This is a genomic window from Streptacidiphilus melanogenes, assembly GCF_000787835.1.
In the GTDB taxonomy this organism is placed as follows: domain Bacteria; phylum Actinomycetota; class Actinomycetes; order Streptomycetales; family Streptomycetaceae; genus Streptacidiphilus; species Streptacidiphilus melanogenes.
Genome location: NZ_BBPP01000004.1, coordinates 317,901 through 339,021, shown reverse-complemented (window position 1 = coordinate 339,021; position 21,121 = coordinate 317,901). Strand labels below are relative to the sequence as shown.

Sequence of the window (21,121 nt, the reverse complement as noted above, 5' to 3'; positions counted from 1 at the left end):
GCTCTGCGTCGGGTGGAGCAACGACGTCATCGACGTGCGGCGGGACATCGCGGCGGGACGCCGCGACAAGCCGCTGGCCGCCGGGGCGCTGGCCGCGTCGACCGCGCGGGCCGCGGCCTGCGGGGCGGGCGTCGCCTGCGTGCCGCTCTCCCTCGCCTCCGGTGCGGCCGCGGGGGCCGCGCACCTGACGGGGGTGGCCTCGGCGCTCGCCTACAACGCCCTGCTGAAGCGAACCCTCTGGTCCTGGCTCCCCTACGCCCTCGCCTTCGGGCTGCTGCCGGCCTTCGTCACCCTCGGCCTGCCGGGCCGTCCCTGGCCGCCGGGCTGGCTGCTCGCCGCCGCCGCGTTGCTCGGCGTGGGAGCCCACCTGACGAACGTGCTGCCGGACATCGACGCCGATCTCGCCCAGGGTGTCCGCGGGCTCCCCCACCGCCTGGGCGCAACCCGCAGCCGGGCCCTCGCCGCGCTCGCACTGCTCTGCGCCTCCGCCCTGCTCGCTCTCGGGCCGCCAGGCCCACCGGGCCCGGTCGGCTGGACGGGCCTCGCCCTCGCCACCGCGCTGACGGCGGCCGCCGCGCTCCCCGGCGCGCGGCGGCCGGACAGCCGCCTCCCGTTCCTGCTCACCATCGGCCTCAGCGCCCTCGACCTGGCCCTGCTGCTCCTGCGCGGCGCGGCCCTGCACTGACCGGAAGGACGAGACGATGGACGGATCACCGCCCGGCGCCGGGACCGACCGACTGAGCCGGGCCGCCTTCGAGGACCTGCGGCGGCGGCTCGGCGGCCTCGCCCCGTCCGGGAACCCCGCCCGCGGCGCCCTGGCGCGCGTCACCCCCGCGCACGTGCTCGCCGCCGCGGCCGAGGTGCGGGCAGGACGTCAGGTCGGGCTGGGTGCGGCTGTGGCGACGGAGCGGACGCCGGGGAACCCGGACCCGGCCCGGCATCCCATGACCGGCGCGATCGCGGGTCGGATGCCGGACGAGGGACTGGACTTCGCCCGGGACCGGGTCGAGATGAACGTGCACGGCGACGTCGACAGCCACCTCGACGCCCTGTGCCACGTCGTCTACGACGGCACGCTGTACGGGGGCGTCCCCGCGGACACGCTGACCGACGCGGGGGCCGAGGCCCTGGCCGTCACCGCGGCGGCGGACGGGATCGTGGGCCGCGGGGTCCTGCTGGACATCCCACGGCTGCGGGGCGTGCCGTGGCTGGAGCCGGGGGAGTTCGTGACGGCCGGGGACCTCCTGGCCGCCGAGGAGGCGCAGGGGGTGCGGTTCGGCGAGGGGGACCTGCTGTTCGTGCGGGTCGGGCACCGCCGCCGTTGGCGCGAGCTCGGCCCGTGGGAGGCGGCCGAGACCCGGGCGGGCCTGCATCCGGAGGCGGTGACGCTACTCGCCGAGCGGCGGATCGCCGTCCTCGGGGGTGACGGCAACAACGACTGCGCCCCGACCCTGGTGGACGGCGTCGGCTTCCCCGTCCATGTGCTCGCGATCCACGACCTGGGGCTGCACCTGCTGGACTATCTCGACTTCGAGGGGCTGGCACCGCTGTGCGCGGCCGAGGGCCGCTGGTCGTTCCTGTGCGTCATCGCTCCGCTGCGGCTGCGCGGCGGCACCGGCTGCCCCGTCAACCCGATCGCGGTGCTGTGACGAGGGAGGTCACTTCGCGGGCTGCGCGGCGCCGCCGTCGTACGTTTCGGGTGACACGCGGCGCCAGAAGACGTGGTAGCTCCAGCCCTGGTAGGCCAGCACGACCGGGAGCAGGACGATGGCCACCACGGAGATGACCTTGAGCGCGTAGTTCCCCGAGGCGGCGTTGCTGACGGTGATGTCGTACGCCTGGTTGGTGCTGGACACGATGAGGTGGGGGTAGAGGTCGACGAAGACCGACAGCACGCAGGTGGCGATGGTCAGCGTGGTCGCCGTGAAGGCCCAGCCCTCGTGACCGGCCGTCACCAGCCAGGCCGCGGCGAGCACGAGGAGGACCGCGATCAACTGCATGATGCTGGGCAGGACGCCCTTGCCGGCGGTGGAGTGGGTCCACGGGAGGAAAGCCAGCACGGCGAGGGCGGTGACCGGCGCGATGCGCCGGGCCAGCAACCGGGCCCGGCCGCGGACGGTGCCGGTGGTCCGCAGGGTGAGGAAGACCGCGCCGTGCAGGAGGCACAGCAGCACCAGGGTCACGCCGGTGAAGACGGCGTATCCGGAGAACAGGTCGGCGAACGTGCCGGAGAACTCCTGGTCCTGACCGATCGGGATGCCGTGCAGCATCCCGCCCAGCATGACGCCGAGGAAGAACGGCACGAGCAGGCTGCCCACGGTGAGCGTGGTCTCCCAGGTGCGGCGCCAGCCGGACCGTTCGACCTTGTCGCGGAACTCGAAGGAGACCCCGCGCAGGATCAGGCCGACCAGGACCAGGACCAGCACCAGGTAGTAGCCGGAGAACAGGGTGGCGTACCAGCCGGGGAAGGCGGCGAACATGGCCGCGGCGGCGACGATCAGCCACACCTCGTTGCCGTCCCACAGCGGTCCGATCGTGCCGATCGCGGCGCGCCTGCCGGGTTCGTCCCTGGCGACCACGGTGTGCAGCAGGCCGACGCCGAGGTCGAAGCCCTCCAGGACGAAGAAGCCGGTCCACAGCACGGCCGTGAGGATGTACCAGAAGGTGGCGAGCGCCATCGTGCGACCTCGTTGGTGCGGTGTCGGTAGGTCTCGGCAGGGGTCAGTAGACGGGGGCCGGCTGCGGGAGCTCGCTGGTCGGCGCGGCGGGCTCGCGGCGGGCGAAGCGGGCCATGAGGACGATCTCCACGACGGCGAGCGCGGCGTACAGGACGAAGAAGACGAGGATGCTGATCGCGACCGTCGTGGTGCTGATCGACGGCGACACGGCGTTCCGGGTGAGCTGGAGGCCCTGGACGATCCAGGGCTGGCGGCCGCTCTCGGTGAGCAGCCAGCCGGCGGTGTTCATCAGGAAGGGCAGGACGACCGCCCAGGTCGCCACCCGCTGGAAGACCTTGGCCCCGCTGAGTCTCCTGCGCAGCAGCAGCCACAGCCCCCACAGACCCACCAGCAGCACCACCACCGCGAGGTAGGCCATCACCCGCATCGCCCAGTACTGGATGAAGATGTTCGGCACGTAGCTCCCGGGGCCGAACTGCGCCTCGTACTGGCTCTGCACCGTGTTCAGACCGAGGACCTTGCCGTTCCAGTGGTTGGTGGCCAGCAGCGAGAGCAGGTGCGGAATCTCGACGATCTTCGTCGGCGTCTCGTCGTTCTTCCCGCCGCCGACCTGGATGAGGGAGAAGGAGCACGGCTGACAGGTGGTCCACTGGGCCTCGGCGCCGGCGATCTTCATCGGCTGGTACTTGCCCTCGGTGACGCCGAGCTCGCTGCCGACCAGCATCGCCACCAGGATCGTGGGCACGAGGACCACCAGGGACAGCCGCGCCGAGGCGTGGAACACCAGGGGGGCGCGCCCCTTGCGCAGCTGCCAGGCCGAGACCGCCAGCATCACGACCGCCCCGGTGACCACGGAGGCGAGCAGCACGTGCAGATAGCCGCGGAGGAAGACGGGGTTGGTGAACAGCTTCCACACGTCGTTGAGCTGCGGCCGACCGGTCGTGGGGTTGACGGTGTATCCGACCGGGTGCTGCATCCAGGAGTTGGCCGCCATGATGAACGCCGCCGAAAGGGCTCCGCCCAGGGCGACGGCCCAGATCGTGGCGAGGTGGACGCGCTTCGGCAGCCGGTCCCAGCCGAACACCCACAGCCCGAGGAAGGTCGACTCCAGGAAGAACGCGGCCAGCCCCTCCATGGCCAGCGGTGCGCCGAAGACGTCCCCCACGGTGCGGGAGTAGACGGACCAGTCCATCCCGAACTGGAACTCCTGGACCAGGCCGGTCACCACGCCCACCGCGACGTTGATCAGCAGCAGGGTGCCGAAGAACTTGGTGAGCCTCAGGTAGTCGGCCAGGCCGGTGCGGTGCCAGGCGGTCTGGAGCAGCGCGGTGAGGAAGCCGAGGCCGATGGTGACCGGGACGAACAGGAAGTGGTAGATCGAGGTCATGGCGAACTGGAGCCGTGCAAGGTCGAGTTGACTCACGGTGCTCCCCGCCGCCTCGTCGGTGCATTTCGTACATAAGACCACTTTTCTCCGCGAGTGAATCACGCATGGCCGGGCGGGGAGACGGCAACATGCCGAGCCTCAGCCATTCGGCCGCATGCGAACACACATTCGATCTACTCCCGTGCGGTCGCAACCGGACAGCACTCGCCCTAGCGTGGAAACCGGGTGCGTGTGAGGAGTCCTCTTGGCTGACAACGAGCACTACGACGTCATCGTGATCGGCAGCGGTGCGGGCGGTGGCACACTCGCCCACCGGCTGGCGTCCACCGGTAAGCGGGTCCTGATCCTGGAACGCGGCGGCTATCTGCCCCGCGAACGGGACAACTGGGATTCGACGGCCGTCTTCGTCAAGGGAAAGTACCGGGCCCCGGAGTACTGGTACGACAAGGACGGCAACGCCTTCCCGCCGGAGGTCAACTACTACGTCGGCGGGAACACCAAGTTCTACGGCGCCGCGCTGTTCCGGCTGCGCCCCGAGGACTTCGGCGAGCTGCGCCACCACGACGGGGTCTCCCCCGCCTGGCCCATCGGCTACGCGGACCTGGAGCCCTACTACACCCAGGCCGAGCACCTCTACCTCGTCCACGGCCGGCACGGCGAGGACCCGACCGAGGGCCCGGCGAGCGCCCAGTACGCCTATCCCCCGGTCGCCCACGAGCCGCGGATCCAGCAGCTCAGCGACGACCTGGAGAAGCAGGGCCTACACCCGTTCCACCTGCCCATCGGCGTGAACCTGACCCAGGACGAGCGAGGGGCCGCCACGCACGGCAGCGTGTGCATCCGCTGCGACCGCGTGGACGGGTTCCCGTGCCTGCTGGGCGCGAAGTCCGACGCCCAGGTCGTCTGCGTCGACCCGGCGCTGCGCCACGACAACGTGCGGCTGGTCACCCATGCGGACGTGCGCCGGCTGGAGACCGACCCTTCGGGCCGCACCGTCACCGGCGTGGTCGCGCGCATGGACGACGGCGGGACCCGCACGTTCACCGGCGACATCGTCGTGGTCTCCTGCGGCGCGGTGAACTCCGCCGTACTGCTGCTGCGCTCCGCCAACGACCGGCACCCCGCCGGGCTGGCGAACAGCTCCGACGTCGTGGGCCGCCACTACATGCGGCACAACAACCTGGCGCTGATGGCGGTCTCGAAGGAGCCCAACCCGACCGCCTTCCAGAAGACGCTCGCCCTGCACGACTGGTACCTGGCCGGGGACGACTGGGAGTTCCCCATGGGCGGCATCCAGATGCTGGGCAAGTCCGACGCCGACCAGATCCACGGCGAGGCCCCGCGCTGGGCCGGCCTGGCCTCCCCCGACATGCCGTTCGAGGTGCTCGCCCACCACGCCGTCGACTTCTGGCTGTGCGGCGAGGACCTGCCGCTGGCGGGCAGCCGGGTGACGCTCGACAAGGACGACAACGTCCACCTCGCCCTGGACGAGAAGAACAACATCGCCGGGCTGAACCGGCTGCGCCACCAACTCCAGGGCATGCTGGGGCGTCTGGGCATGCACGAGCACCACCTGATCCCGCACAGCATCTACCTGCACAAGGGGATGCCCATCGGGGCCACCGCCCACCAGGCCGGAACCGTGCGCTTCGGCGCCGACCCCGCCTCCTCGGCCCTGGACGTCAACTGCAAGGCCCACGACCTGGACAACCTCTACGTCGTGGACACCAGCTTCTTCCCGAGCATCGGCGCCGTGAACCCGTCGCTGACGGCCATCGCCAACGCCCTGCGCGTCGGCGACCACATCGCCCAGCGCCTCGGGTGAGCAGGAGGGTCAGCACATGGCAAGCAACCAGATGGACGCTCTGGTCATCTTCGGCGCCACCGGCGACCTGGCCAAGCTGGAGACCTTCCCCGCGCTGGTCGGTCTCGTGGAGCGCGGCGTGCTCGACAAGCCGGTCATCGGCGTGGCCAAGAGCGGCTGGGGCCTTCCGCAGTTCCGCGACTACGCCGAGGCGTCGCTGAAGCTCAACGGCATGGACCCGGCCACGCCCGCGGCGACGAAGATGCTGGGGCTGCTGCGCTACGTCGACGGCGACCTCGACGACGACGCGACCTACGCGGCCATGACGCGCGAGATGGGTGGCGGCAGGCAGGCGCTGTACTACCTGGAGGTGCCCCCGCCGCTGTTCGGCCGGATCGCCCAGGGCATCGCGGGCGCCGGCTGCGCGGAGGGCGCGAGGGTCATGGTCGAGAAGCCGTTCGGCACCGACCTGGCCAGCGCCCGCGCGCTCAACGACACCATGCACCAGTACTTCCCCGAGGAGGCCATCTACCGGGTCGACCACTGGCTCGGCCTCGACCCGGTGGAGAACGTGCTCTTCGCCCGGTTCGCCAACTCCGTGATCGAGCCGCTGCTGAACCGGACGCACGTCCGCAGCATCCAGATCACCATGGCGGAGGCGTTCGACGTCTCCGACCGCGGCCGGTTCTACGACCGCACCGGCGCCGTCCGGGACGTCGTGCAGAACCACATGCTCCAGGTGCTGGCCACCGTGCTGGCCGAACCCCCCGCCGGACGGGGGCTGGAGTCCTGGCGCGACGCGAAGTCCAACGTCGTCAACTCGCTGCGGCCGCTCGACGCACGCCACATCGTGCGCGGGCAGTACGAGGGCTACCTCGACGTCGACGGCGTCGCGCCGGGCTCGACGACCGAGACCTTCGCGACCGTCCGGCTCGCCGCCGACTCCTGGCGCTGGGCGGACGTGCCGATCCTCATCCGCGCCGGCAAGTGCATGCCCGTCACCGCCACCGAGGTGACCATCCACTTCCGTCCGGCCCCGCACGACGTCTTCGGGCTGCGGCCCACCCCCGCCGCCAACAGTCTGCGGTTCCGGATCTGGCCCGAGACGCAGGTGGGCCTCACCCTGGCGGGCAAGGTTCCCGGCGGGGCCTGGGAGGCCAAGCACGAGGAGCTCTCCTTCAGCGAGATCCCCGGCTCCGACATGCGTCCCTACGACCGCCTCATCGGGGCCGCGCTCGACGGCGACCGCTGGCTGTTCGCCCGCGAGGACACCGTCGAGGCCGCGTGGCGTGTCGTCGACCCGATCCTCGGCGACGTGGCCCCCGTCCACCCCTACGCGCGCGGCACCTGGGGCCCCAGGGAGGCGGACGCGCTGCTCCCCGAGGGCGACGGCTGGCACGATCCCTCCGCCTGAGCGGACCATGGTGGCATGGAACCGCATCCCGTCGACCTTTACACGGACGAGCTGCTGCGGCTGGCGCCGGACCTCTCCCGCGCCACCGCGGACGACCTCCTGCGCCGGGTGTTCCAGCACGGGGCGGAGGAGGGCGCGAACGCCGCGCTCGCCAACATCGCGGAGCTGGACAACACCAAGGACGCCGAGAACCGCAGGCTCGCGGAACGCCTGGTCCAACTCGGCGAGGACCCGCTGTCCGTCGCGCAGATCATGCGAGGCTCGTAGCATGACCGAGCGCAAGCCCGCGGGCGTCAGCTTCGAGTCCTGGGTCGACCAGCAGATCCGGGAGGCGCAGGAACGGGGCGAGTTCGAGAACCTGCCGGGCTCCGGCAAGCCCCTGCCGGACGTCGACGAGCCCTACGACGAGCTGTGGTGGGTCAGGCAGAAGCTCGCCCGGGAGGGGCTGTCCTTCCTGCCGCCCACGCTCGCCCTGCGCAAGGAGGCCGAGGACGCGCTCGCCGCCGCGTCCACCGCCGCGACCGAGGCGGAGGCGCGGCGGATCGTGCTGGACGTCAACGAGAAGATCCGCGCGTCGCTGCGCGAGCCGACCGACGGTCCCCCGCTCAACCTGGTTCCCTACGACGTCGAGGACGTGGTGCGCGACTGGCGCGCGCACCGTCCGGGGCAGCCACAGGAGCCTGCGGCCCCGCCGCCGGAGATCCCCCGGCCGCGCGGACTCTTGCGGCGTCTGCTGCACAGACGCGCCGCCTGACCCCGTTCACGCGTTCACAGCCCGAACAGCACGGCCGCGTTGTCGTGGCACACGGCTCGAAGCCACGTGTCCCCGAGGCCGAGCCCCTCCAGGGCCTGGAGCTGCCGCAGGTAGGGGTAGGGGATGTTGGGGAAGTCGGAGCCCAGCAGCACGCGGTCCCCGACCGCCGCGAGGCGGGGCAGGGCCCGGCGCGGGAAGGGCATGATCTGCTCGGTGAAGTCGGTGAAAGCCATCGTCGTGTCGAGCCGCACCTCTCCGAAGCGCTCGGCCAGGTCGAGGAAGTCCTCGTACTCGGGCATGCCGAGGTGGGCGACGATCAGCCGCAGCCTCGGGTGGCGCTCCAGTACCCGGGCGACGGGCTCGGGACCGGTGTGCTTGCCCGGCGCGGGTCCGGAGCCGCAGTGGATCACGACGGGAACCCCCGCCTCGGCCAGCAGGCCCCACGCCGGTCGCAGCAGTTCGTCGGCCGGGTCGTAGGCCCCCACCTGGACGTGCGCCTTGAAGACGCGCGCGCCGGACTCGACGGCCTCGCGGACGTAGGCCTCCACGCCCGGTTCGGGGTACAGGGTGGCGGTGTGCAGGCACTCGGGCGTCCGGGCGGCGAAGTCGGCCGCCCACCCGTTCAGCCACCGGGCCATGCCGGGCTTGTGCGGGTAGAGCATCGAGGTGAAGGCCCGGACGCCGAACTCCCGCAGCACGGCCGCTCGTTCCGCCTCCTCCGCGCGATACGTGATCGGCCACTCCGCCCCGCCGATCAGCGGGCCCTGCGTGTCGAAGTAGTCCCAGACCTTGTGCAGAACGCGCTCGGGCATGAAGTGCGTGTGCACGTCGACGAGCCCCGGCAGACCCAGCCGGCCCCAGAAGCGCCGCACCTCGGCGGCCTCCGCACTCGCGCTCGTGGTCGGGGCCGCTTCGGGAGAGTCGGCGGGATCGCTCGGCGGCACGTGGTGATCACTCATGTAGCCCACCTTCGGGCCTGACACCCGGGCGAGTCCACCCCCGCCCCGGCTCCGCCCGTGGCGCGAGCGGCGGGAACCACGGCGCAAAGATCGCCTTCGAGGCTGCGCGGGACGCCCTCTGGACAGGGTGGGCGGACGCGGGGGATCCTCTTGGGAGCGCTCCCGCGCACAACCCCCCGGACGGCGCGGGAGCCACCACACCATGCCATCGCGCATGCCATCGCGCGGGTCCTGCGGCGCAGGGGAGCGCAGCGACCCGGTGGTGGCGCGGCCGTGTCCGGCGAGGGTTTGAGCTTGCCGCGGGGCAAGGTTCTACATTCGGGCTGTGAACGAGAGAACGGACCGGCTGGTCACGATCGGCCACCTGGCCCGTCAGACCGGCCTGACCACGAAAGCCCTGCGGCACTACGACCGGGTGGGTCTGCTGGAGCCGGCGGTCGTCGATCCCGGGACCGGGTACCGCTACTACCGGCCGGACCAGGTCGCAGCGGCCCGCCTGATCCAGACGCTGCGCGCGGTGGACGTACCGCTGGCGCAGGTCCGCGCCTGCCTGGCCGCGGACGGCGACCAGGAAGCCGCCACCGCACGCGTTCTGACGCAGCACCGCCGACGGCTCCAGGCCCGACTGGACCGGATCCGAGGCGCCCTCCACCGCACCGACCACCTCATCAGCGAAGGGACCACCAGCACCATGACCGGCACCCGGCCCACGACCGAGACCGCCCCCTCGGACGAGCGACAGCTCGCCGTCGACCTGTTCAACGGGGTGTGGCGGCTCCTGGAGCAGGAGGACCGCTCGGCCGAGGAAGACGACCGGATGCTCCACATGGCCCACGCCTCCCGCCACCACTGGGGACAGGTCGGCACGGCCGTCAACCGCAGCCGCGGCGAGTGGCAGTGCTCCCGCGTCTACGCGGTGCTCGGACGGGCCGAACCCGCGCTGCACCACGCCCGACGCTGCCTGGACATCTGCCGGGAGAACGGGATCGGCGACTGGGACCTGGCCTTCGCGTTCGAGGCGCTCGCCCGCGCCGCCGCCGTCGAGGGCGACAAGGACCAGGCCCGCGCCTGGGCCGAGCAGGCCCTTGCCGCCGCGGACGACATCGCCGAGGCCGAGGACCGCGAACTCGTCCTGTCCGACCTGGAGAGCATTCCCGGCCTGCCCCTCTCCCCCGCCTCAGCCGACGCGGGCGACGGCGGCGTCACCGACGGCGTTTCGAAGTAGGCGACGTTCGGATCACTCTTCGTGGTCAGCAGCGGGTCAACGCCTGCCGGCATGTCCCCAGGGATGTCCCAAATCGCTGGTCAGCGCCCTGGGACGGCTGTGCGTGTCCCAGGAGGCGGCGGCGGTGCTGACAGATGCGCGCGGCGGCGCGAGGGTTGTCCCCGGCGCCGCCCGTCGGATCCGGCCTCGGGTCGGTCGGGGGCGTCGCCCGTGTGTGAACTCCATTCCTCCGTCCCCGACAAGAGAAGGATTGGCATGGCCATGCCTACTCGCGCGCCGTACTTCGTGCGGCTCCGGCCCTGGGTCGCCGCGGCCGCCACCGCCTCGGCGGCCGCCCTCGGCCTGTTCGGCGCTGCGTCGCCCGCCTCGGCGGCGTCCGCTCCGGCACCGATCGCGCTCACCTCGTCCGCCTGCCCGACGGACATCGCCCAGGGCGAGATCGACGGCTGCGTGACGCAGCTTCAGGACCTCCTCAACACCCACGGAGCAGGCCTCTCCGTCGACGGCGACTTCGGCCCCGGCACCCTCGCCGCCGTCAAGAACTACCAGAGCGCCCACGGCCTCTCCGCCGACGGCGTCGTCGGCCCGCTGACGAAGTCCTCGCTCGACGCCACCTCGGTTCCGGCACCGGTCACGCTGACCTCGTCGGCCTGCCCGACGGACATCGCCGAGGGCGAGATCGACGGCTGCGTGACGGAGCTTCAGGACCTTCTCAACACCCACGGAGCAGGCCTCACCGTCGACGGCGACTTCGGCCCCGGCACCCTCGCCGCCGTCAAGAACTACCAGAGCGCCCACGGCCTCTCCGCCGACGGCATCGTCGGCCCGAACACCAAGGCCTCGCTCGCGGGCTCCGGCAGCTCCGTTCCGGCGCCGGTCAACCTGACCTCCCCGGCCTGCCCCGCGGACATCGCCCAGGGCGAGGACGACGGCTGCGTGACGGAGCTCCAGGACCTCCTCAACACCCACGGAGCAGGCCTCACCGTCGACGGCGACTTCGGCCCCGGCACCCTCGCCGCCGTCAAGAACTACCAGACCAGTCAGGGGCTGGCCGCCGACGGCGTCGTCGGACCGAACACCAAGGCCGCGCTCTACGGCACGGGCCAGTCGACCACCCCGCCGCCTCCGCCCTCCGGGGACGTGCTCTCCAGGATCGTCGCGTACGCCCAGGCGATCGAGAACGGTTCGGCCGAACCGGGCTGGAACGGCGGGAACATCCAGTACGTCTGGGGCGGCGGCCACGAGGGCACCCCGGGGCCGTCCACCGGCACCTGCGTCGGCGATCCGCAGTCGCTCAGCTGCACCGACCCCGGGGCGATCGGCCTGGACTGCTCCGGCTTCGCGCGCTGGGTCTACGACCTGGCCTACGGTCAGGACGTCCTCGGGGCCGGCGCCACCGGCGACCAGATCGCCGAGATGACCCGGGTGAGTTCGCCCGTCCCGGGCGACCTCGTCTTCTTCGGCAGCAGCGCGTCGTCGACGCACCACGTGGGCGTCTACATCGGCAACGGGCAGATGATCAACGCGCTGGAGACCGGCACGATCGTGCGCACCGACCCGGTCTCCGCGGGCGGCACCGTCATCGGCTACTACCAGTACTGAGCCGGTTCCCCTCCCCGCATGACAAGAGAAGCCGGGCCCCTCGGGGCCCGGCTCGTTTGCTGCCGCCGCAGCCGGAAATCGTCAAAGGGTCATTCCGGAGCACCACCTGAGGACTTGTATGATCATTTCCGCACTCGTCAGAGCAGGGGGGCATGGGGAGTGACGGGGGCGAATCTTCTATTCCGTTTCCGTCGGCCGTGTGTCGACACTGCATGGTCAGAAACGGCAACCGATGGAAAGCACAACATTCTCCGGTGATCAGGCCCAGGGGGATTCCGGCGAAATGCTTCGCGCGGAATTGAGGGTCGTCAAGGAGATCTCGGGGCTCAGCTACACCCAGTTGGGACAACGCACCCACTATTCAAGGTCGTCCTGGGAACGCTGGCTGAACGGGAAGCAGTTCCCCCCGCGGGCCGCCGTCGAGAGTCTGGGGCCCGGACTGGGACGCGACGTCTCGGATCTGCTGGTCCTCTGGGAGCAGGCGTCCGTCGCGCGGGCCACCGAGGAGGCGGCGCCCGGGGGTCCGGCGGGAGCCGCCGAGGGCGGCGACGCCGTCCCGGTCGAACCGCAGCAGGCAGAAGCGGGTGAGGCGGCGGATGCAGCCGACGCGGTGGCGACGTCGGATCGACCGGGGCAGCCCTCGGCGGCGGCCGAGGCCGCCACCGGTCCGAGGCGGCGGCGCAGGCTGGTTCCGGTCGGTCTGTTCGTCGCGGCCTCGATTGCCGCGGTCGTGCTCGTGCCCGAGCTCTCCCACGCCCACGACGGTCGCACACCGGCCGCCGCGGCGAGCGCCGCGGCCGCCCGTCACACGGCGTCGCCCGCCGCCACGGCGTTGCCGGGCTGCCTGGCCGAGGGGTGCGTGGGCAAGGATCCGCAGGCCATGCACTGCACCGAGGACGCACGGACGCTGGAGGTGACCACGGTGCAGAAGATGGTCGTCGAGATGCGCTACAGCAAGGCGTGCTCCTCGGCGTGGGGCCGGATCACCTACGCGTCCACGGGCGCGATCGTGGACGTCGACAACTCGTCCGGCGAGACCGAGCCCATGCCGGTGCACTGGGGGTACGACGTCTACTCGCCCATGGTGAACGCCTCGGCCCCCCTGCAGATCTGGGCCTGCGGCACCCTGGCCGGCGGAAGCAACCGGGCCTGCACGGCGCACGCCACCGCCCCGACCACACCGTGAGCGACGGCTCGGCCCTCCGCACTCCGGGAGGGCCGAGCCGGTCTCTCAGGCGTTCCCCACCTGCCCCCTGATGCTCAGCACCTCGTCGGCGGACCCTGCCGACAGGACGTAGGTGAAACCGGCCAACGCCTTCGGGGGCGCGACGAACTCCGCGCCCTTCGAGGACGGGGCGGCGTCGCGCGCCGCGATGGCCCGGCGCTCGCTGTGGACGTACGCCACGGCCCGGGAGGGGCTTGCGCCCGCGAGGCGCACCGAAGCGCAGTCGTCGATGAACCCCTCGGCGGCCGGTGAGTCCTTCTCGCTGAAGGAGCAGCGGATCTGCGTCAGCTGCTGCTGCTTGTCGAGCCAGAGCCTGACGCTGAGCCGGCTGCCCGACACCGTCGCCGAACCGGACAGCCGGCGGGCCAGGTCCGGGCGTACGGGCTCGGTCTGTTGCTGCGGGGTGACGGTGATGCCCCAGCGCCGCTTCTCGTGCGCGAGGAAGGGGTCGAGCTCGAAGCCTGCGGCCCGGGTGGTCACCGGCGAGGGGCGACCGGCCAGCGAGAGCGGCCCAGTCAGGGCTCCGTGCCGACCGGGCGCGGTCGAACAGGAGGACAACAGGCCCGCCGCCGCCAGGCCCAAGGCGCCGAGGACGAGCGCCTTTGCGGTGCGGTGCGGGACGGTGCGGAACATGGGGACCTCTCGTGCGGGTGCGGGGGCCGAAGGCGGCGGAAGAGTGCCGACCTCCGCGCGGGAGAAGTCCGCGGGAGACGGCTGGGCCCGCCGCATCGCGGCACGCCTGATCGTTCCAGGCTCGCCGAGGCGCCCTCAACCGCCGCCGTACGCAGCCGCATCCCAATTTGTCCCGCAGCCGTCCCAGGCCTCTGACCTGCTGATTCCCGCTCCTGTTCGGCCAGGTGGAGACGACGCCCGGCCCGCCCCGAGCGGGGTGCCACGCGGATGCCACGGCGGCGCAACCGCGTGCCGGGAGGCTGGTCCCGTCTTCAGCGACGTGGACCCGGCGGACTCGCTCCGGGGGACGGGTCCACGTCGGACGACGCCTTCCGCACTTCGTGGCACGCACAAGGAGCAGCAACATGGCACAAGCAGGTAAGCGCAAGGCCGCCGCCGTCCTCGGCACCCTCGCGCTGCTCGGCCCCGGGCTGGCGGCGCTCAGCGCCACCCCGGCCTTCGCCCAGGCCGGTCCGGTCAAGGCCGCTGCGGCCGGCTCGATCCAGCAGGCCGCCGCCGCGCGGCTCGCCGCGGTCGGCGCGCACGCCCAGGGCGTGCACCCGGACCTCATGCACCCGGACACCACGGTGTCGCTCGCCGAGGACAGCAAGCTCAACTGCCTTGGCGTGGCCGGTGGCGCCGAGGCGAAGTTCAACGACGGCGTGATCTCCTACGGCGCCACCAGCGGGCAGATCTACGGCGACTCCTGGGGCTACTGGTGGGGCAAGAGCCCGGCGAACGCCAGCACCCTGACCCTCACCGACACCTACAGCATCTCCGGCGTCGCCACCAGCTGGAACGGTCCCGGCAGCGGCTTCAAGACGATCTCCGGCGACAAGATCAGCTACACGGTGTCGCAGAACAACGTCCGCACCTACCACCACGGCGAGTACGAGGTGCAGTTCGGCGGCTTCGCCACCTCCTTCGCCCAGACGACCTCGGTCGACCTGCAGTTCCCGGGCACCGCCTGCACGCCGTCCGCCTCCGGTACGAAGTACATGTGACGTGGAGCCCTCCCGCACGGGGCGCGTCGTCCGGCGGCTTCGCCGGGCGGCGCGCCCGCTCCTCGCCCTGGTCTCGGCGGCCGTCTGCGCGGCGCTGCTGTGCACCTGGCTGCTCGCTGGCGGCAGTTCGGCCGCCCCCACGTCAGCCCCCGCAGCGTCCACGGGCGCCACCCCCGCCGACGCGCTGATCGACCTGCTCCAACCCTCCTCTCCGCTCCCGGTCTTCGTGGACCCCGGCCCCGCGGACACGACCGAGCTCGTCGACGCGGTGCAGATCTCCCAGTTCACCGCCCCGGGCGTGCGGCCGAGCGCCGCCGTGCTCGGCTCCCTCGCCTCGGTCCTGGACTCCCTGCCGCGGCAGCAGGCCGCGGGCCAGCCGCTGGTCGACGTCCTCGGCATCGTGCACCTGGACCGCAGCGGACACGACGGGCTGCTCACCCCCGCGCGCCGGCGCGCCCTGGGCAGCTACCTGGCCTCGGCCGACCTGCGCGGCGGCAGCCTCAATCTGGTGCTGAACACCCTGGAGGCGGCCGCCCGCGACCTTCGGCAGTCGCGCCAGACCCCGGCGGACACGGCGCTGACAGCCAGTCTGTCGTCCTTTCTCGCCCGCACGTTGGACGCCTCCTGCGCACTGGTGCGGACCGCCGACAGCGCGGGCGACCCGGCCCTGCTCGGCCTGCTCGTCGACGTCGCCGACGCCGTCCCCGCGCAGCACTGCTTCCCGGCCGCCCAGGTACGGACCCGCTACGACGCCGCGCAGCGCGGCACCCGCGCGCCGGGCCTGGCGGACCTGGCGGTGACCGCCGAGCTCGTCCGGCAGGGCGTGGATCCGACGCTGGCCCCGGGCACCTCGTTCGCCCGCGCGGCGGGCGGCTACTTCGCCTCCCTCGAACAACAGTTGGCCGCGACGCCGACGCTGACCTGCCCCATCAGCAACCTCTACGCGGCCGTCGGGGTGGACGCCGCGGCCGCGGGCGACGCAGCTCCCGTCCCGGCCGCGCTGGCGCAGTGCACGCAGCGTGCGCTGCGCTGGGACGGCAGCCTGCCCGAGTCGGTGACGCCGTCCGCGATCAGCATGGGCTTCGGCACCGCGGCCCTGCGCTCGGCGCCGCTCTCCGCCGCCGACCGTCAGCTCGTCGGCCAGGAGCTGGCGCTCGTCAAGCCGGGTGCGGTGACCGGCGACCCCCGCACCGGGATCGTCGCCGCGCTCGCGGACGATCCCCACGCCGTCACCCCCGCGCTGGTGCGGTCCTTCGAGGCGCAGCTGACCCCCGGTTCGGCGCAGGACCTCGCGTTCCTGGGCGCCGCCTCGGACGTGCTGGGAGCCTGCGACCAGCGCACCACCGCGTTGTTCGGGTCCTGGCTCTCCGGTGTCACCGGATCCGGGGGGCGACAGGCGGCCGACCCGCTCTGGTCGATGTTCGCGATCCACGACGCCGCGGTGTGCTTCCCCTCGGGAAGTCCCGCGCTCACCCGCGCCCGCCGGTGGTCGGCCACGGCCGTGGGCCGGCTCCTCGCCCAGCCGCAGGGCGCCGACGCGACCACCGACACCGCGCTGCTGAACTGGCTGCGCGCCGAGCAGCGCTGCCTGTCCGACGGCTCCCCCGCCACCGGCCCGGCGGCCGCCGCGCCACGCTCCACGGCGACGGCGACGGCGACGGCGACGGCGACGGCCCAGCCGTCCTGGGCGACGCTGGTGGGGGCCCACCCGCCGACCGTCCTGGATCTCTACGCCGAGATCCGCACCGAGCGGATCGCCTCCCTGGGCTGCCGCCCCAGCTGGCTCACCCCGTCGGTCGGCGATTGACGAACCTCGTTCAACGCTCCTATCGTCGCCGTCACGCGGGCGTGACGGGGGGACGCGATGGGGGAACCGGGACTGTGGTTCGGGCTGCTCGGATCACTGGAGATCCGGCGTGACGGCCTGCCGCTCGACCTGCCCGGGCCTCGGCAACGCGCGCTGCTGACCGCGCTGCTGCTCCGGGCCAACCAGGTCGTGGGGCTCGACGAACTCGCCGACTCCGTCTGGCAGGGAAAGCCCACCGAAGCCGCGGCCACCACGCTGCGCAGCTACGTGATGCGCCTGCGCCGCGTCCTCGGCCCGGCCGACGGGGGACGCGTGCGGGCGGTGGGCACCGGCTACCGACTGGAGGTGCGTCCCGGCGAACTCGACCTCCAGGTCTTCACCGACCTCGCGGCGCGGGGCCGCCGGGCCCGGGCCGCTTGCGAGTGGGCGCAGTGCGCGGCGGTACTGGGCGAGGCGCTGGCGCTCTGGCGCGGCGAACCCCTGCCCGACCTGGCCCGCCATGCCGGCGAGCACCCCGACGTGGAGGGGCTCAGGGAGCTGCGGCTGCAGGCCCTGGACTGGCGGATCGAGGCGGACCTGCGGCTGGGCCGCCATGCCGAGGTCCTCGCCGAGCTGCGGGCACTGACGGCCCAGCACCCGCTGGTCGAGGTGTTCCACGCCCAGTTGATGCTCGCGCTCTACCGCAGTGGACGGCAGGCCGATGCGCTCGCCGCCTACGAACAGGCCCGACAGGTGCTCGCCGAGGAGCTGGGGGCCGACCCGGGTCCGCCCCTGCAACAGCTGCACCGACGCGTCCTCGCCCTGGACCCCTCGCTCGACCTCGAACCGGGCACCGAAGAGGCGACCAGGGGGCCGGAACCGGACGCCGCCCCCGTGGGCGGCGCCGCTTCGACGTTCCGCTCCCCCGCCCAGCTCCCGGCCGATCTGCCCGACTTCACCGGCCGCCGGGTCCCGCTGAAGCGCCTGCGGGACCTGCTGCTGCCGTCCGTCGCCGGAGCGGCCGCGCCGCGCGCCGTCGTGGTGTCCACCATCACCGGCACCGGCGGCATCGGCAAGACCACCCTGGCGGTCCACACGGCCCATCAGGTGGCCGCGTCCTTCCCCGACGGACAGCTCTACGTCGACCTGCGCGGCATGAGCGAGACGCCGCTCAGCCCGGCCGAGGTCCTCGGCGACGCCCTGCGGGCCCTCGGGGTGCCCGACGGCGAGATCCCCCGCAGCGAGGAGGCGCGCTCCGCGAGCTTCCGGACCCTGCTCGCGGGCCGCCGGATGCTGCTCCTGCTGGACAACGCCCATGACGCCGCCCAGGTGCGGCCGCTGCTCCCCGGCGACGGCGGCTGCGGCGTCCTGGTCACCTGCCGCACCCGGCTGGTGGGCCTGGCCGGTGCGGCCACGGAGTACCTGGACGTGTGGGAGGAGGCCGAGGCCGCGGAGCTGTTCGCCGCGGTCGTGGGCCGGGAGCGGGTCGCCGCCGAGCCCGAGGCCGTCCGCGAGGTGCTCGCCCACTGCGCCGGACTGCCGCTGGCGGTGCGGATCGCGGCGAGCCGCCTGGCCAGCAGGCCCGGATGGACGGTGGCCCACCTCGCGTCACGACTGGCCGACGAGCGCGAGCGGCTGGACACCCTGGACACCGCGGACGCGGCGGTGCGCACCAGCTTTCGGGTGAGCTACACGCAGCTGGTCCTGGCCGAACGGCAGGGCGTCTCCGATGCGGGGCGCGCCTTTCGCCTCCTCGGACTCGCCCCCCTGACCGAGATCGGCGTCGACGCCGCGGCCGCCCTGTTCGGCCTCGGCGTCAGGGAGGCGGAGCGGCTGCTGGAGCAACTGGTGGACGTGAGCCTGCTGGAGTCACCCGCGCCGGGCCGCTACCGCATGCACGACCTGCTGCGCAGCTACGCCCGCGAGTGCGCGGCACAGGACGAGCAGGAGGGCCCGCGGTACGCCGCGGTGGCGCGGCTGGTGGGCTGGTACGTGCGCACCGCGGAACAGGCGATGGACCTGGTCTACTCCCACCGCCGCCGGTTCCCTTCGGACCCGGCCGCTCCCGGCCCCGCCGGGCTGTGCTTCGACACCGCCGCGGCAGCCCTTTCCTGGTGCGAGACCGAGCGCGCGAACCTGGTGGCGGTCACCCGGCTGGCCGGGGGCTCCGGTCTGGACACCGAGGCCTGGACGCTGCCGGCGAACCTGCTGCACTTCTTCAACATGCGCGGACACCTCACCGAGTGGCTGGAGTGCTTCACCATCGGCCTCGCCCACGCCCGCCGCGCCGGCTCCGCCGACGGCGAGGCGTGGATGCTGGGCGGGCTGAGCGTGGCGCACCGCGTCCTGGAGCAGTACGACCTGGCCCTGACCGAGAGCCAGGAGGCCGTGGAGGTCTGCCGACGGTCGGGGGACGTACCGGGTGAGGCCACCCACACGAGCAGTCTGGCCAGCGTGCTGCACCTGCTGGGACGGTCGCAGGAGGCGGTGCTCTGGTTCGAGCGCGCGCTTCCGCTGCGGCGTCAGGTCGGCGATCTCAGCGGGGTCGCCGCCACCCTCAACAACCTGGGCTGCGTCCACCACGCGAACGGCAGTCCCGACCGGGCGGCGGACTGCTACCGCGAGGCGCTGGAGATCAGCCGCGGCTCGGGTCTGGAGTACCTGGAGGCCGCAGTGCTGGACGGCCTGGGCTCGGTCTCCGTGGACCTCGGCGAGGGCGAGGCGGCCGTGTCGTTCTTCCGCGAGTCCATCGGCATCCGGGTCCGGATCGGCGACACGATGGGCGAGGCGGTCGGCCAGGAGAACCTGGGCGACGCTCTCGCCGCCCAGGACCGCGTCGCGCAGGCCAGGGAGGCCTGGGAGCAGGCCGCCGCCCTGCTCCGGCGGACCGGGCACCCGGGCGAGGCCAGGATCTCTGCCAAGCTCGCCGCGAGCGACGGCGCGGCGTCCCCGGCGTAGGGCCCGTAGGCTGCGATGATGTCCGGTCCATCGTCATCAGGAGAGTGCATGCCCTACGCCGTCGACTTCGTGAACGTGTCCACCGTCGGCCTGGAGTCGTCCCCGGTCGCGGAGGCCCTCGCCGGTCTGCGCGCCAACGAGGCCCGCTACTACAGGAACAAGTACGACCACGTGTTCACGGTCACCGCTGCGGACGAGGCGCCCGAGGTGCTCGCGTGGGTACACCGCGTCCTGGCCGAGGAGCGCGACATCGTCATCTCCTCCCGCCCGCTGGAGGTGACCTCGTTCGAGGTCGACGGCCTGCGGATGGCGTACGTGTTCTACGAGTCCGGGCTTGCCGTCAACGTGATGTACGGCGTCGAGGAAGGGAAGAAGCGCGCCGTGGGGTTCAAGCTCTCGCAGGGCATGGAGGTCCCCGAGGAGCTCGCGACGCGCTTCAAGTTCGCCCGGCAGAAGTCGAAGCTCGCGGGTGAGATCCGCGGCTCCTTCTTCGTGATCAAGGGTGAGTACTGACCCGTCCTCAGTTGTGCGACGTGTTCAGCATCACCAGGGCCACCACGAGAGCCACCAGCAGCGCGGCGGCCAGCGAGGCCAGCACGATCTTCATCGGGCTGTACGGACGCTCGCCGATGACCTCGCCGGTGCGGGCGTTGACCATCACCTGCCACGGCTTGCCGGCGTGGAGGTAGGTCAGGAACCAGACCGGGAGCAGCAGCAGCTTGTAGGTCACCGCGCTGTACTCGGTGGACATCGAGTGGACCCGCTGCTCGTCGCCGCCGATGTCGCTGGTGCAGTCCGCCCGGATGACCGGCGCCATCCGCTGCCTGGCGGACTCCAGCCCCACCTCCGGTTCGACGTCGTAGCGCACGGTGCGGAAGCCGGCGAGGTACTCCTGCTGGTAGGGCACGGCCTCCAGCAGCGGCCACGGCGTCAGCTTGTCCAGCTGCTTCTCCGGGGTCCGGCTGCTCGCCGGGACCAGCACGTCGTCGAAGAACCGGCCGACCGTCCCGGACGCCGGGTACCAGGCCGTCCGCTGCACCTGACGGGTGCGGGTGACGGGCTGGCCGTCGACGGTCTCGGTGTAGGTCTCGGTCTCCCAGTAGTGCACGCCGCGCTCACCGGTGTAGCGCGTGGTGGTCTGCGCGTCGTAGGTCCAGTGCGGCAGGTAGCTGCCGCGGAAGGTCTCCGCCTCGGTGACCTGCTTCAGGCTCGACGGAGCGAACCAGCGGGACTTCGTCCACGCGCCGAGCGCCCCACGCGCCTCGTCCCTGGTCACCCCGAACGGCAGGACCGCCTCGGGCACGATCCGCTCCATGGCGGCGGCGTCCGCGACCAGCGGGGTGGCGCAGAACTGGCACTTGTCGCTGAGCGTGTCGCTCTCGGTCACGGCATGGCACCCGGGGCAGGTGTACACCTTCGTGCCCGCGGGCACCACCGCGCGCTGCGGCAGGTAGGCCAGCTCCGCGATCGGGTGCTCGACCACCTGCCGCGGCACCGGCACGATCCCCTGCTCGTGCCGGCAGTAGGGGCAGCGCAGCGCGTACGTCCCCGGCGCGTACTCACAGCGTGCGCCGCACGCCTCGCACTCGAACGCGCGATCCGGCGCGGGCGCGAAGCCCTGTTCCGTCATGGTCCTTCTCTCTTGGGCACTCT

At 72.5% G+C, this 21,121-nt stretch carries 17 protein-coding genes and 1 pseudogene; 13 read left to right on the top strand and 5 right to left on the bottom strand.

Going from position 1 to position 21,121, the window contains the following annotated elements; translation table 11 throughout:
* A partial coding sequence (locus TR49_RS07215) for a UbiA family prenyltransferase (RefSeq protein ID WP_042378336.1) occupies positions 1–685 on the top strand: 685 nt, incomplete at its 5' end.
* Between the two features lie 16 nt (positions 686–701).
* Positions 702–1,649, top strand: a complete 948-nt coding sequence (locus TR49_RS07210; protein ID WP_084724633.1) for a cyclase family protein — start codon at positions 702–704, stop codon at positions 1,647–1,649.
* A 9-nt stretch (positions 1,650–1,658) separates the two neighbouring features.
* Here TR49_RS07210 and cydB read toward each other — a convergent pair whose 3' ends face one another.
* Complete coding sequence (gene cydB, locus TR49_RS07205; protein WP_042378335.1) at positions 1,659–2,678, bottom strand: cytochrome d ubiquinol oxidase subunit II; 1,020 nt, start codon at positions 2,676–2,678, stop codon at positions 1,659–1,661.
* 43 nt (positions 2,679–2,721) lie between these two features.
* Positions 2,722–4,101, bottom strand: coding sequence for a cytochrome ubiquinol oxidase subunit I (locus TR49_RS07200; RefSeq protein ID WP_042378333.1), 1,380 nt, complete (start codon positions 4,099–4,101; stop codon positions 2,722–2,724).
* Between the two features lie 208 nt (positions 4,102–4,309).
* Between TR49_RS07200 and TR49_RS07195 the strand changes: the two genes are divergently transcribed.
* The 4 genes and pseudogenes from TR49_RS07195 to TR49_RS07180 all read left to right on the top strand — a co-directional run.
* Positions 4,310–5,890: a GMC family oxidoreductase gene (locus TR49_RS07195; protein ID WP_042378331.1), complete on the top strand. Its 1,581-nt coding sequence runs from the start codon at positions 4,310–4,312 to the stop codon at positions 5,888–5,890.
* A gap of 16 nt (positions 5,891–5,906) precedes the next feature.
* Positions 5,907–7,283: a glucose-6-phosphate dehydrogenase gene (zwf, locus tag TR49_RS07190; RefSeq protein WP_042378330.1), complete on the top strand. Its 1,377-nt coding sequence runs from the start codon at positions 5,907–5,909 to the stop codon at positions 7,281–7,283.
* A gap of 15 nt (positions 7,284–7,298) precedes the next feature.
* Complete coding sequence (locus TR49_RS07185; RefSeq protein ID WP_042378329.1) at positions 7,299–7,550, top strand: hypothetical protein; 252 nt, start codon at positions 7,299–7,301, stop codon at positions 7,548–7,550.
* 1 nt (position 7,551) lies between these two features.
* Positions 7,552–7,950 (top strand): annotated as a pseudogene (locus TR49_RS07180) (DnaJ family domain-containing protein); the annotation flags it as partial.
* Between the two features lie 101 nt (positions 7,951–8,051).
* Here the strand turns inward: TR49_RS07180 and TR49_RS07175 are convergent.
* Positions 8,052–8,996 (bottom strand): amidohydrolase family protein, encoded by a 945-nt coding sequence (locus TR49_RS07175; RefSeq protein ID WP_042378328.1) that lies wholly within the window; start codon positions 8,994–8,996, stop codon positions 8,052–8,054.
* Between the two features lie 325 nt (positions 8,997–9,321).
* Here TR49_RS07175 and TR49_RS44935 point away from each other — a divergent pair, with 325 nt between their 5' ends.
* From TR49_RS44935 to TR49_RS07160, 3 genes are all read left to right on the top strand, one after another.
* On the top strand, positions 9,322–10,221 hold the full coding sequence (locus TR49_RS44935; protein ID WP_084724631.1) for a MerR family transcriptional regulator: 900 nt from the start codon (positions 9,322–9,324) through the stop codon (positions 10,219–10,221).
* Between the two features lie 261 nt (positions 10,222–10,482).
* A complete protein-coding gene (locus TR49_RS07165) occupies positions 10,483–11,823 on the top strand; it encodes a C40 family peptidase (protein ID WP_160311550.1) in 1,341 nt (446 codons plus the stop codon).
* A 283-nt stretch (positions 11,824–12,106) separates the two neighbouring features.
* Complete coding sequence (locus TR49_RS07160; RefSeq protein WP_160311549.1) at positions 12,107–13,009, top strand: helix-turn-helix domain-containing protein; 903 nt, start codon at positions 12,107–12,109, stop codon at positions 13,007–13,009.
* 45 nt (positions 13,010–13,054) lie between these two features.
* Here TR49_RS07160 and TR49_RS07155 read toward each other — a convergent pair whose 3' ends face one another.
* The gene (locus tag TR49_RS07155) at positions 13,055–13,681 is read right to left on the bottom strand and encodes a hypothetical protein (RefSeq protein ID WP_042378324.1); all 627 of its coding nucleotides are present in this window, start codon (positions 13,679–13,681) and stop codon (positions 13,055–13,057) included.
* A 404-nt stretch (positions 13,682–14,085) separates the two neighbouring features.
* Here TR49_RS07155 and TR49_RS07150 point away from each other — a divergent pair, with 404 nt between their 5' ends.
* From TR49_RS07150 to TR49_RS07135, 4 genes are read left to right on the top strand one after another with little or no spacing between them, the layout of a single operon-like run.
* Positions 14,086–14,724 carry a hypothetical protein gene (locus TR49_RS07150; protein WP_042378322.1) on the top strand — a complete coding sequence of 213 codons (639 nt, stop codon included), beginning with the start codon at positions 14,086–14,088 and terminating at the stop codon, positions 14,722–14,724.
* A 1-nt stretch (position 14,725) separates the two neighbouring features.
* Positions 14,726–16,531, top strand: coding sequence for a hypothetical protein (locus TR49_RS07145; protein WP_042378321.1), 1,806 nt, complete (start codon positions 14,726–14,728; stop codon positions 16,529–16,531).
* A 57-nt stretch (positions 16,532–16,588) separates the two neighbouring features.
* Positions 16,589–19,468: an AfsR/SARP family transcriptional regulator gene (locus tag TR49_RS07140; protein ID WP_052434072.1), complete on the top strand. Its 2,880-nt coding sequence runs from the start codon at positions 16,589–16,591 to the stop codon at positions 19,466–19,468.
* Between the two features lie 48 nt (positions 19,469–19,516).
* Positions 19,517–19,981 (top strand): DUF8821 family protein, encoded by a 465-nt coding sequence (locus TR49_RS07135; protein ID WP_042378320.1) that lies wholly within the window; start codon positions 19,517–19,519, stop codon positions 19,979–19,981.
* A 7-nt stretch (positions 19,982–19,988) separates the two neighbouring features.
* On the opposite strand, the gene TR49_RS07130 is transcribed toward TR49_RS07135, so the two are convergent.
* Complete coding sequence (locus TR49_RS07130) at positions 19,989–21,098, bottom strand: TFIIB-type zinc ribbon-containing protein (protein ID WP_042378318.1); 1,110 nt, start codon at positions 21,096–21,098, stop codon at positions 19,989–19,991.
* Between the last annotated feature and the right edge of the window lie 23 nt (positions 21,099–21,121).